A 12,458-nucleotide genomic window follows, 5' to 3' on the forward strand; every position below is an offset into this window, starting at 1 on the left:
TCACGCCTGCGGCTCCTGCACCGGGCCATGGCCATGGCGCAGCGCACGCTGTTCGCGGCGCTGGCGCAGGCGCTCGGAGAAGCGCTCCATGTACAGGTAGATCACCGGCGTGGTGTACAGCGTCACCAGCTGCGAGAGCAGCAGGCCGCCGACGATGGCGATGCCCAGCGGGCGGCGCAGTTCCGAGCCGATGCCGGTGCCCAGCGCCAGCGGCAATGCGCCGAGCATCGCGGCAGCGGTGGTCATCATGATCGGGCGGAAGCGCAGCAGGCAGGCACGACGGATCGCTTCATGCGCGTTGGCACCGGTGCGCCGGGCCTCGATCGCGAAGTCGACCATCATGATGCCGTTCTTCTTGACGATGCCGATCAGCAGCACGATGCCGACGATGCCGTCCACCGACAATGGCAGCCCGCACACCATCAGCGCCAGCAGGGCGCCGACGCCGGCCGGGGGCAGGGTGGAGATGATGGTGAACGGATGGATGTAGCTCTCATACAGCACGCCCAGCACGATGTAGATCAGCACCAGCGAGGCCAGCAGCAGCCACACCACATCGGTCTGGCTGCCCGTGAACTCGGCGGCCTTGCCGATGAACTGCGCATGCACCTGCGAGGGCATGTCCAGGCCGGCCTTGGTCTCTTCGATCGCCTTGACCGCATCGGACAGGGAGTAGCCCGGCGCGATGTTGAACGACACCGTGACCGCGGGCAACTGCTGCTGGTGGCTGACCACCAGCGGGGTACTGGTGACCTTGCCCTCGGCCAGCGCCGCCAGCGGGATGATGTTGCCGGCGCCGACCGGAATGCCGGTGTTCTGCGCGCCGATGCCGGTGGCGGTGGACGAGTTGGACGAGGTGACCTGGCCGAAGTTGGTGGCATTGCTGCCGGTCAGTGCGCCAGCGCCATTGGAGGCCACCGCCAGCTGGTTCATCAGCGCGGTGCTGGTACGGAACTCCGGGGCCACTTCCAGCACCACGCGGTACTGGTTGAGCTCGGTGAAGATGGTGGAGATCTGGCGCTGGCCGAAGGCGTCGTACAGGGTGTCGTCGATGGTCTGCATCGGCACGCCGAGCACGCTGGCCTTGTCGCGGTCGATGGTCAGCTCGAGCGCGCGGCCCTGGTTGGACAGGTTGTTGTCCACGTCGGCCAGTTCCGGCCGCTGGCGCAGCGCCTCGGTCAGGCGGGTGGCCTGCAGCGCGACCTGCGCGCTGTCCACGTCCGACAGCGAGTACTGGTACTCGGTCGCGGCCACGCGGGTATCCAGGGTGACGTCCTGCACCGGCTTGAGGTACAGCGCCACACCGGGAATGCCGGCGACGGCCTTCTGCAGCCGCGGCAGGATCTTGTCGAGCCCATCGCGGTCGCCGCGCTCCTTGAGCACGATCGACAACTGGCCCTGGTTGAGCGTGGGGTTCATGGTGCCGGCACCGATGAAGGCAGAGACACCGGTCACTGCCGGATCGCTGCGCAGCGCTTCGGCCACGGCCTTGGTGCGCTGCTCCATCTGCGGGAAGGCGATGTTCTGGTCGGCCTGCACCACGCCGGTGATCAGCCCGGTGTCCTGCTCGGGCAGCAGCCCCTTGGGGATCACGATGTACAGCACCACGGTCAGTACCAGTGCGCCGGCGGCGACGGCCAGGGTCAGCGGCTGGTGATCCAGCACCCAGTCTAGGCTGCGCTCGTACAGGCCGACGGTGCGCGACCACACGGTGGTCCTGCCCGCCGCGGCGGCGCGCTCGTGCGCATCCTCGCCTTCGGGCAGCGCATCGGGCTTGAGCAGGTAGGCGCACATCATCGGGGTGAGCGTCAGCGAGATCAGCATCGACAGCGTCACCGCGATGCTCAGCACCCAGGCGAATTCGTGGAACAGGCGGCCGGTGACGCCGGGCATCAGCAGCAGCGGCAGGAACACCGCCACCAGCGAGATGGTCAGCGAGAGCACGGTGAAGCCGATCTGCTGCGCGCCGATCTCGGCCGCTTCCGGCCCGCTCTTGCCCTGTTCGATGTAACGCACGATGTTCTCGATCATCACGATCGCATCGTCGACCACGAAGCCGGTGGCCACCACCAGCGCCATCAGCGAGAGGTTGTCCAGCGACATCCCGGCAAACGCCATCACACCGAAGGTGCCGGCCAGTGACAGCGGCACCGCCACCGAGGGGATGATGGTGGCCCACAAGCGGCGCAGGAACACGAAGATCACCGCGACCACCAGGCCGATGGTGAGGATCAGGGTGAACTGCACTTCATGCACCGAGGCGCGGATGGTCTCGGTGCGGTCGTTGAAGATGTCCAGGTGCACGTCGGCCGGCAGCACGTTCTGCAGCTGCGGCAGCAGCGCCCGGATGCGCTCCACGGTCTGCACGATATTCGCGCCCGGCTGGCGGCGCACTTCCAGCAGCACCGCCGGCTTGCCATCGGCCCACGCGGCCAGCTGGTCGTTCTCCACGCCGTCGATCACGTTGGCCACATCGGACAGGCGCACCGGGCGGCCGTTCTTGTAGCTGATGATGGTGTCGCGGTACTCGGCGGCGCTGGTCAGCTGGTCATTGGTGCCGATCGAGTAGGACTGGGTCTTGCCGTTGAGCGAACCCTTGGGCGCGTTGACGTTGGCCTGGGTCAGCGCGCTGCGCAGTTCTTCCAGGGTCAGGCCCATGTTGGACAGCTGCGCCGGGTTGACCTGGATGCGCACGGCCGGACGGACGTTGCCGGCGATGGACACCAGGCCCACGCCCTGTACCTGCGACAGGCGCTGGGCGAGGATGGAGTCGGCGTAGTTGTTGACGTCGCGCAACGGGCGCGTGTCGGAGGTGAGCTTGAGGGTAACGATCGCCGCGTCGGCCGGGTTCACCCGGTTGTAGACCGGCTGGTAGGGCAGCGAGGAGGGGAGGGTGGCCTGGCGGATCGCGGCCTGCACATCCTGCGCGGCGATGTCGATGTCGCGGTCCATCGAGAACTGCAGGATGATCGTGGACAGCCCCGCCGACGAATCGGAGGTCATGATCTCCAGCCCGGATATCTGCCCGAGCTGGCGCTCCAGCGGCGTGGTCACCAGCGAGGCCATGGTGACCGCGTTGGCACCGGGGTACTGGGTGGTCACCACCAGGCTGGGCGCATCGATCTCGGGCAGCGCCGACACCGGCAGCTGGCGGTAGCCGAGGATGCCGAGCAGCAGCAGGCCCGCCATCAGCAGCGAGGTGGCGATCGGGCGGCGGATGAAAATCGTCGAAAAGCCCACGGGCGGGTCCTTGCTGGTGCGTCGTGCTGCGTTGGATCAGGCGAACGCCGGCGCGTGGGCCGGCGTCAGGAACGTGGGGCGGGCGCGATCAGCGCGGACCGCCACCGCGGCGTCCACCGCCACCCTGCTGCTGGGCGGCCTTGAGCTCGGCTTCGGTGGGTGCGGCCGGGGTTTCGCCCGGCTTGAGCGCGGTCACCTTGGCGCCTGGCTTGAGCCGGAACTGGCCTTCGCTCACGACACGCTCGCCGCCCTTCAGGCCCTCGGTGATCTGCACCTGGCTGTCGCCGACTTCCACGCCGCTCTTCACCGTCTGCATGGCCACGGTGCTGTCCGGCTTGACGATGTAGACGTATTCGCCGTCCGGCCCGCGCATCACGGCCTGGGTCGGGATCACCACGCCGCCGGCGATGGTGCGCAGCTGCATGCGGACATTGACGAACTGGCCCGGCCACAGCGAGTTGTCTTCGTTGTCGAACAGGGCGCGCGCGCGGAAGGTGCCGCTGTCGCTGCTGATCTGGTTGTCCACCACATCCAGCTTTCCGCCGTCGGTAAGGACGTGCGCGTCGTTGCGGTCCAGTGCGGCGATGTCCACCGGGCCGGCAGCCTGGGCCTGGCGCACGGCCGGCAGCTGGCGCTCGGGCAGGTTGAACACGACATGGATCGGGTGGATCTGGGTCAGCGTCACCAACGCCGTGCCGGCGCTGACGATGTTGCCGGCGTCGACGGCACGGATACCGGCGATGCCGGAGATCGGGGCGGTCACGCGGGTGTACTGCAGCTGCACCTGGGCGGCGCGCATGCTGGCCTCGTTGGCGGCCACGGCACTTTCGAACTGGGCCACCTGGTTGCGCTGGGTATCCAGGTCGGTCTTGGCCACGTACTGGCGGTATTCGGCCGAATTGGAGCGCTGGTAGTTGGAGCGGGCGGTGGCGAGCTGGGCCTGGTTCTGGCGCTTGGCGGCCGCGGCTTCGTCGTAGCTGGCCTGCAGGGTGCGCGGATCGATCTGCGCGAGCAGGTCGCCCTTCTTCACTTCCTGGCCTTCCTTGAAGTTCAGGCTGATCAGCTGGCCGCCGACCTGCGGGCTGACGGTGACGGTGTTCATCGCCGCGACCGTGCCCAGCGCGCTGGCGTACACCGGCACATCCTGGCGGACGGCATCGATCACCGTGACCGGGACCGGGCCGGCATTGGCCGGATCACCGCCCTGGCGCCCTTCGGGTGCCGGGCCGCCTGCATCCCCCTTCTTGCCGCCGATCAGGCGCATTCCGACCACGGCAACCACCAGCACTGCGACCACCAGCAGCACGATCTTCCAGAAACGCGACATTCAATAACTCCTGAGGGGGCTGGCGGAGGGCGGGGGGCCCGGTTGGCTAGGCGCAAAGCATACTCGTCGCCCGTGGCCTTTCATGCATGACGGATGGGACGGGCGATCAGACCGGATGTGACGGGTGAGGTTCCCTCCATGAACGTTTGCCGGGGCAGAAAGTTACAGCGCGTCCGGCGCTGATGCCCTACATTCAGGTTCGACCGCCGTTCTGACCCGTGGAGACCTTCAATGCCCCGTCTGTCGCTGTTGATGTCCGCCCTGCTGCTGGCCGCCCCCGGCCTGGCTGCTGCCGCCCCCGCCGAACGCCCGGAAGTGGCCGCCGCCGCGACCCGCCTCAAGGCCCAGGTGATCGACTGGCGCCGCGACTTCCACCAGCACCCGGAGCTGTCCAATCGCGAAGAACGCACCTCGGCCAAGGTGACCGAGCGCCTGCGCGCGATGGGCCTGAAGCCGCAGACCGGCATCGCCCACCACGGCGTGGTGGCGATCATCAAGGGCGGCAAGCCCGGCCCCCGGATCGCCCTGCGCGCGGACATGGACGCGCTGCCGGTGACCGAGCAGACCGGCCTGCCGTTCGCTTCCAAGGCTACCAGCACCTACCGTGGCGAGACGGTCGGGGTGATGCACGCCTGCGGCCACGATGCCCACACCGCCACCCTGCTGGGCGTGGCCGATGCGCTGGTGAAGATGCGCGCGAACCTGCCCGGTGAGGTCATGCTGATCTTCCAGCCCGCCGAAGAGGGCGCGCCGCCGCCGGAAGAGGGCGGTGCGGCGCAGATGCTCAAGGAAGGGCTGTTCAAGGACTTCAAGCCCGAAGCCGTGTTCGGCCTGCATGTGTTCTCCAGCGTGCCGGCCGGCCAGATCGCGGTGCGTGGCGGCCCGCTGATGGCGGCGTCGGATCGTTTCGGGATCAAGGTGATCGGCCGCCAGACCCATGGCTCGGCGCCGTGGAACGGGGTGGACCCGATCGTGGCCACCGCCGACCTGGTCGGCACCGCGCAGACCATCGTCAGCCGCCGTGCCAACCTCTCCAAGCAGCCGGCGGTGGTGACCTTCGGCGCGATCAAGGGCGGCATCCGCTACAACATCATTCCCGATGAAGTGGAGATGGTCGGCACCATCCGCACCTTCGACGAGGGCATGCGCCAGCAGATCTTCGCCGACCTGCGCAACGTGGCCGAGCACACCGCCGCCGCACACGGGGCCAAGGCGGAAACCGAGATCTACGAGTCCGAGGGCAACCCGGCCACGGTCAACGATCCGGCACTGACCGCGCGGATGCTGCCGAGCCTGCAGGCCGTGGTGGGCGAGGGCAATGTTTACGAGCCGCCGCTGCAGATGGGGGCCGAGGACTTCTCGCTGTACGCCCAGCAGGTGCCGGGGATGTTCTTCTTCGTGGGCTCCACCAGCGAGGGGATCGATCCGGCGACCGCGCCGGCCAACCACTCGCCGAAGTTCCTGCTCGATGAGAAGGCGCTGGATGTGGGCCTGCGCGCGCTGCTGCAGGTGAGCCTGGATTATCTCAACGGGACCCCGGCTGCGCCTGCGGCGGGGTGAAACGACGGTAGGTCCCGGCCGTTGGCCGGGGCCCTTCGTTTTCGCCGCCGGACGCCGCGCGCCTACCGGCGTAAAATGGCGGCATGAATACCCCCCAGGACTCCAGCCTCGGTCGCGAGGTTGCTTACCCGTCGCAGTACGATCCCGGCCTGCTCTTCCCCATCCCGCGCCGCGGCGCCCGCGAGGAGATCGGCCTGGACGAAGCGGCGCTGCCGTTCGTCGGCCATGACCGCTGGCAGGCCTATGAGCTGAGCTGGCTGGACGGGCGCGGCAAGCCGCGTGTGGCCGTGGCCACGGTCAGCGTGCCGTGCACCTCGCCGAACCTGATCGAATCCAAGTCGTTCAAGCTGTATCTCAACTCGCTCAACAGCACGCGTTTCGATGATGACCAGGCGGCGCGCCTGTGCATCACCCGCGATCTGTCGGCGTGTGCCGGGGCGGTGGTGACGGTGGTGCTCGGGGTGCCGCCGCTGGTGGAAGAGGCTGAGGGCGAGTCCTTGGACGAGCGCGATGTCGCCATCGAACGCTACGGCCCGCCGGCCCCGGAGTTCCTGTTCGCCGATGCCGATGAGGTGGTCACCGAAACGTTGAGTTCGGCCCTGCTCAAATCCAACTGCCCGGTCACCGGCCAGCCGGACTGGGCCAGCGTCAGCGTGCGCTACCGTGGCCCGAAGATCGACCGCGACGGCCTGCTGAAATACCTGATCAGCTACCGCGAACACGCCGAGTTCCACGAGCAGTGCGTGGAGCGGATCTTCAGCGAGATCACCCAGCGCTGCCAGCCGCAGTGGCTGGAAGTGGAAGCGCGCTACACCCGCCGCGGCGGGCTGGACATCAACCCGTGGCGTGCCAGCCCGGGCATCGCCGCCCCGGTGCGCACCGTCCGCGACCTGCGCCAGTAGGCGTTCCGCACGTCTTCACATTCACGCCATGCCCCATTAACAAGGGCTGTGACACCGTGCCTCCCATGTCGTCAATCAAGACGGGAGTGTATGGATGAGTACCGATAAGAAAGTCGACTTTTCCGGTGTCAGCGCCAGCGTTGATACCACCGCGCAGAAAGTCGATCAGGTCGATTTCTCGGGCGTGACCTCCTCGGTGGATACCACTGCGGAAAAGGTCGGGGGCACCTACACGGTGCAGAAGGGCGATTCGCTCTCCAAGATCGCCAAGCAGGAACTGGGCGATGCCAATGCGTGGAAGCGCATCTTCGAGGCCAACCGCGATGTACTGGACGACCCGGACAAGATCCAACCGGGCCAGACCCTGAAATTGCCGCCCAAAGCCTGATCCGCTGTACTGCCCATCACCTACAAGGGAGCAACCTCACATGAAGAAGTCGTCCATCAGTACTGCCGTCCTCGCCGCGCTTCTGGCCACCGTGGCCCTGGCCGGCTGCAAGAAGAAAGAAGACACCGCTGACAACAACGCGCAGCCCGCCGCGATGACGCCGGCCGCGCCGGCGCCGATGACGGAAGCCGCGCCGCAGCCGATGACCGCTGCAGCAGGCGTGAACGTTTCGGCCGTTACCGTTGGCAAGACCGCCGCAGCCGACAAGACCGTCACCTCGGTCGCGCTGTTCGCGCCGAAAGACGACATCATCGTCTCGATCCGCACCGATGGCAGCGCCAACAACGCCAACGTGGCGGCCAAGCTGACCTTCCAGAACGGCCAGGTGGCCGGTGAGCAGAACCAGGTGGTGAATACCACCGGTGCCGAGACCACCAATATTTCCTTCAAGAATGCCAATGGCTGGCCGGCGGGCAAGTACCGCGCGGAAGTCATGGTAGATGGTAAGGCGGCTGGATCGCCGCAGGAGTTTGAGGTCAAGTAAGCCCAGACGCCGACTCTCTCCCGGCAACAGGCTCACGATGGACGCAGCCGCGAGGCTGCGTCTTTTTTATGGGTGCTTGCCGGACCACAGCGTTCCAGTACGTTTGCGTATGGGACGGCTTTGCTCCGGGGGGCTGAAAACGCGACAATGCAGGGGTTTCCCGCCGTGCGCGCCGTTGGTTGGCGCGGTCCCCGGGGAAAGTGCGGGCCAGGCTGTGCGAGGCCCTGCACGCGACACGGTTGCACGCGGCCCGGCATTGCCGTCGGCCATCATTCACGAGATCTGCAAGAGAGCCCTGATCCCCCATGTCGAACACGCCCAAGATTCTCTACACGCTCACCGATGAAGCCCCGTTCCTGGCCACGCAGTCGCTGCTGCCGATCGTCGAGGCCTACACCGCCACCGCCGGCATCGCCGTGGAAACCCGCGACATCTCGCTGTCCGGCCGCATCCTCGCCCTGTTCCCGGATTACCTGAAAGACGACCAGAAAGAGGCCGATCACCTGGCCGAACTGGGCCAGCTGGCAACCACCCCGGACGCGAACATCATCAAGCTGCCCAACATCAGCGCCTCGGTGCCGCAGCTGAAGGCCGCGATCAAGGAACTGCAGGACCAGGGCTTCGCACTGCCGAACTACCCGGACGTGCCGACCGACGACGTCTCGCGCGACATCAAGGCGCGCTACGACAAGGTCAAGGGCAGCGCGGTGAACCCGGTGCTGCGCGAAGGCAACTCGGACCGCCGCGCGCCGCTGTCGGTCAAGAACTATGCCCGCAAGCACCCGCATCGCATGGGCAAGTGGTCCAAGGACTGCAAATCGCATGTCGCGCACATGGACGGCGGTGACTTCTACGGCAGCGAAAAGTCGGCCACGCTGGCCACTGCCGGCAGCCTGAAGATCGAATTGTTCAAGGCCGACGGCAGCAGCGTCGTGCTCAAGGAGAAGACCGCGGTCAAGGCCGGTGAGATCGTCGACGCCGCGGTGATGAGCCGCAATGCGCTGGCCTCGTTCGTGCAGGCGCAGATCGCCGATGCCAAGGCCAAGGGCGTGCTGTTCTCGCTGCACCTGAAGGCCACCATGATGAAGGTCTCCGACCCGATCATGTTCGGTGTGGTCGTCGAAGAGTTCTACAAGGACGTGCTGGCCAAGCATGCCGAGGTGCTCAAGCAGGCCGGGTTCGATCCGAACAACGGTATCGGCGATCTGTTCGCGCGCCTGCCGCAGCTGCCCGAAGCGACCCAGGAAGCGATCAAGGCCGATCTGGCCGCCGAGTACGGCAAGCGCCCGGGCCTGGCCATGGTCAATTCGGACAAGGGCATCACCAACCTGCACGTGCCGAGCGACGTGATCGTCGATGCCTCGATGCCGGCGATGATCCGCGACTCCGGTGGCATGTGGAATGCCGACGGCAAGCTGCAGGACACCAAGGCCGTCATCCCCGACCGTTGCTATGCGGGTGTGTACCAGGCCGTGATCGATGACTGCCGCACCCACGGCGCCTTCGACCCGGCCACCATGGGCTCGGTGCCCAACGTCGGCCTGATGGCACAGAAGGCCGAGGAATACGGCTCGCACGACAAGACCTTCCAGATCCCGGCCGACGGCACCGTGCGCGTCACCGATGAGGCGGGCACCGTGGTGTTCGAGCACGCCGTGCAGACCGGCGACATCTGGCGCATGTGCCAGACCAAGGACGCCCCGATCCAGGATTGGGTGAAGCTGGCCGTCAACCGCGCCCGCCTGAGCGGCACCCCGGCGGTGTTCTGGCTGGATGCCGCCCGCGCGCACGATGCGCAGGTGATCGCCAAGGTCGAGACCTACCTGAAGGATCACGACACCAATGGCCTGGACATCCGCATCCTGGCCCCGGTGGACGCGACCGCCTTCTCGCTGGACCGCATCCGCAAGGGTGAGGACACCATCTCGGTGACCGGCAACGTCCTGCGCGATTACCTGACCGATCTGTTCCCGATCATGGAGCTGGGCACCAGCGCCAAGATGCTCTCCATCGTGCCGCTGATGGCCGGTGGTGGCCTGTTCGAGACCGGTGCCGGTGGTTCGGCGCCCAAGCACGTGCAGCAGTTCGTGGAAGAGGATTACCTGCGCTGGGATTCGCTGGGCGAGTTCCTCGCGCTGGCGGCCTCGCTGGAGCACCTGGGCAACCGCTACGACAACGCCGGCGCGACCGTGCTGGCCAAGACCCTGGACCAGGCCAACGGCCAGTTCCTGGACAACGACAAGTCGCCGTCGCGCAAGCTCGGTGGCATCGACAACCGCGGCAGCCACTTCTACATCGCGCTGTACTGGGCCCAGGCCCTGGCCGCGCAGGACGACGATGCTGCGCTGAAGGCCCGCTTCGCTCCACTGGCCAAGGCACTGGCCGACAACGAGCAGGCCATCGTGGGTGAACTGGCGGCGGTGCAGGGCAAGCCGGTCGACATCGGCGGTTACTACCGTCCGGACGTGGCCAAGGCCAGCGCCGCGATGCGTCCGAGCACCACCTTCAACAGCGCGCTGTCTGCGCTGTAACGAAGCGGTCCCGCGGCTGCGGTGATCGATGAAGAACCCGCGCTTCGGCGCGGGTTTTTTTGCGGGCGCCCGCTGGGCAAGCGCCCGGTCCCTGCCGTATGGTGGCAGCAGGTCCTGTGGAAGTGGATGTATGCACGGTCGCTGTTCCTGCCAGAGCCCTCCATGCCCCGCCGGGGCCGCCGCATGAGCGCAACGCCGGACGGACTCGCGCGGTTGATCCGCGATGGGTTCGAGGATTACCACGCGCGCTTCGCGGCGATCTCGCGGCGTGCGCGGCAGCGCTTCGAACAGCGCGACTGGGCCGGTGCACGGCAGGACGCCGTGGAGCGCATCGCGCTGTATGACCAGTGCATCGCCGAGACCGTCGATACCCTGCGCCGCGCAGTCGGTGAGCATGTGGGCGAGCGCGCGCTGTGGCTGGAGGTTCGCGCGGCGTATGCCGCGCTGCTGGCCGGATTGATCGACGCCGAACTGTACAAGACGTTCTACAACACGCTGGCACGCCGGCTGTTCGCCACCCGCGGCGTGGACGGGGCGATCGAGTTCATGGCGATGGATGTCGAACCTTCCGACGCCATTACCCATCCCGTCGCGCGGCACAGCTATACCTTGTCCCCCACGCGCCCGGCCGATGCCTTCATGCGCGTACTGGGGGACTATCGCTTCGACGTGCCGTACGCGCACCAGCTGCGCTGCGCCGCCGCGATCGCAGTGCGCCTGCAGGACGATCTGGCGCACTGGGGCGACTACCCGGTGCGCAGCATTGAACTGCTCGACACCGTGTTCTATCGCGAGCGTCGCGCCTATCTTGTGGGGCGCGTATTCGGTGAGCATCGCTTCTCGCCCTGCGTGATCGCGCTGGTCCATGACGAGCGCGGCCTGCGCGTGGATGCGGTGTTGAGCCGGCGCCGTGACGTCGCGCATCTGTTCGGCGTCTCGCGCAGCTATTTCCAGGCCGATCTGGCCACGGTGGGCGATGCGGTGGTGTTCCTGCGCAGCCTGCTGCCGGGCAAGCCGGTCGATGAGATCTACACCGTGCTCGGGCGTGCCAAGCAGGGCAAGACCGAACGCTATCGCACGTTCTTCCGTCACTTCCACGAACAGCCCGGTGAGCAGCTGGTGCATGCCGACGGCACGCCCGGCATGGTCATGGCGGTGTTCACCCTGCCCAGCTATCCGCTGGTGTTCAAGCTGATCCGGGACCGTTTCGCGTGGCCGAAAACCATGACCCGGCACCAGGTCGAAGAAAAGTACGCCCTGGTGTTCACCCTGGACCGCGTCGGCCGGTTGCTTGATGCGCAGCCGTATCGGCACCTGCGCTTTCCGCGGGCGCGATTCTCCGCGGCGCTGCGCGAGGAGCTGCTGACCCAGTGTGCCAGCAGTGTGCGCGAGGAGGGCGACGAACTGGTGATCGCGCTGTGCTACGTGCAGCGGCGTTTCCGTCCGCTCAATCTGTACCTGCGCGAGCAGACCGCCGAGGCACGCCGTGTCGCCGCGCTCGATTACGCGCAGGCGATCACCGACATGGCGCGCAACAACATCTTTCCTGGCGATATGTTGCCGAAGAACTTTGGTGTGTCACGCCACGGGCGCGCGGTCTTCTACGACTACGACGAGCTGTGCCTGGTCACCGAGTGCAACTTCCGTGCGTGGCCGGCGCCGCGCAATGAGGAGGAAGCGCTGGCTGATGAACCGTGGTTCGAGATCGGCCCGCGCGACGTGTTTGCGGAGCGGTTCTGGATGTTCATGGGGTTGCCGGCGCCCGAGCTGGCGGCCGTGCGCGAGCATTTCGGCCATCTGTTTGATCCCGTGTGGTGGCAACAGCTGCAGGCAGGTTTTGCCAGCGGTGATTTTCCGGACACGCCGCCGTATGCCGGGGCGCTGCGGCTGGCCTGATTGTCTGCAGGATCGCCACTGCGCGCCCGGACAGCGGCATGGGCGCTGGTGCTGATCCAGCGATGCGATT

The 12,458-nt window shown here is 66.9% G+C and carries 8 protein-coding genes; 6 read left to right on the forward strand and 2 right to left on the reverse strand.

Annotated features, from left to right (window positions below):
* Together AC06E9_RS13955 and AC06E9_RS13960 are read right to left on the reverse strand one after the other, a co-directional pair.
* The gene (locus AC06E9_RS13955) at nt 1-3,240 is read right to left on the reverse strand and encodes an efflux RND transporter permease subunit (RefSeq protein WP_478056242.1); all 3,240 of its coding nucleotides are present in this window, start codon (nt 3,238-3,240) and stop codon (nt 1-3) included.
* An 88-nt stretch (nt 3,241-3,328) separates the two neighbouring features.
* Entirely contained in the window at nt 3,329-4,567 is a 1,239-nt protein-coding gene (locus AC06E9_RS13960) for an efflux RND transporter periplasmic adaptor subunit (RefSeq protein ID WP_478056243.1), read from the reverse strand.
* Nucleotides 4,568-4,798: 231 nt separating this feature from the next.
* Between AC06E9_RS13960 and AC06E9_RS13965 the strand changes: the two genes are divergently transcribed.
* The 6 genes from AC06E9_RS13965 to aceK all read left to right on the forward strand — a co-directional run bounded on the left by AC06E9_RS13965 (nt 4,799) and on the right by aceK (nt 12,388).
* On the forward strand, nt 4,799-6,127 hold the full coding sequence (locus AC06E9_RS13965) for a M20 family metallopeptidase (RefSeq protein ID WP_478056244.1): 1,329 nt from the start codon (nt 4,799-4,801) through the stop codon (nt 6,125-6,127).
* A gap of 83 nt (nt 6,128-6,210) precedes the next feature.
* Complete coding sequence (queF, locus tag AC06E9_RS13970; RefSeq protein WP_478056245.1) at nt 6,211-7,029, forward strand: NADPH-dependent 7-cyano-7-deazaguanine reductase QueF; 819 nt, start codon at nt 6,211-6,213, stop codon at nt 7,027-7,029.
* Nucleotides 7,030-7,123: 94 nt separating this feature from the next.
* Nucleotides 7,124-7,417, forward strand: coding sequence for a LysM peptidoglycan-binding domain-containing protein (locus AC06E9_RS13975; protein ID WP_121040566.1), 294 nt, complete (start codon nt 7,124-7,126; stop codon nt 7,415-7,417).
* A 40-nt stretch (nt 7,418-7,457) separates the two neighbouring features.
* The gene (locus tag AC06E9_RS13980; RefSeq protein ID WP_121040564.1) at nt 7,458-7,961 is read left to right on the forward strand and encodes a hypothetical protein; all 504 of its coding nucleotides are present in this window, start codon (nt 7,458-7,460) and stop codon (nt 7,959-7,961) included.
* Between the two features lie 305 nt (nt 7,962-8,266).
* Nucleotides 8,267-10,492 (forward strand): NADP-dependent isocitrate dehydrogenase, encoded by a 2,226-nt coding sequence (locus AC06E9_RS13985; RefSeq protein WP_478056246.1) that lies wholly within the window; start codon nt 8,267-8,269, stop codon nt 10,490-10,492.
* Nucleotides 10,493-10,675: 183 nt separating this feature from the next.
* Nucleotides 10,676-12,388 carry a bifunctional isocitrate dehydrogenase kinase/phosphatase gene (gene aceK / locus AC06E9_RS13990; RefSeq protein ID WP_152150947.1) on the forward strand — a complete coding sequence of 571 codons (1,713 nt, stop codon included), beginning with the start codon at nt 10,676-10,678 and terminating at the stop codon, nt 12,386-12,388.
* The last annotated feature ends 70 nt before the right edge of the window (nt 12,389-12,458 follow it).

This window comes from Stenotrophomonas sp. Steno-Z10-BAI (genome assembly GCF_056393115.1).

What these genes read in the sequence shown, in the direction of transcription:
- aceK (WP_152150947.1), top strand. Translation starts at nt 10,676, where the DNA reads ATGAGCGCAACGCCGGACGGACTCGCGCGGTTGATCCGCGATGGGTTC.
- AC06E9_RS13965 (WP_478056244.1), top strand. Translation starts at nt 4,799, where the DNA reads ATGCCCCGTCTGTCGCTGTTGATGTCCGCCCTGCTGCTGGCCGCCCCC.
- AC06E9_RS13980 (WP_121040564.1), top strand. Translation starts at nt 7,458, where the DNA reads ATGAAGAAGTCGTCCATCAGTACTGCCGTCCTCGCCGCGCTTCTGGCC.
- AC06E9_RS13985 (WP_478056246.1), top strand. Translation starts at nt 8,267, where the DNA reads ATGTCGAACACGCCCAAGATTCTCTACACGCTCACCGATGAAGCCCCG.
- AC06E9_RS13975 (WP_121040566.1), top strand. Translation starts at nt 7,124, where the DNA reads ATGAGTACCGATAAGAAAGTCGACTTTTCCGGTGTCAGCGCCAGCGTT.
- AC06E9_RS13960 (WP_478056243.1), bottom strand. Translation starts at nt 4,567, where the DNA reads ATGTCGCGTTTCTGGAAGATCGTGCTGCTGGTGGTCGCAGTGCTGGTG.
- queF (WP_478056245.1), top strand. Translation starts at nt 6,211, where the DNA reads ATGAATACCCCCCAGGACTCCAGCCTCGGTCGCGAGGTTGCTTACCCG.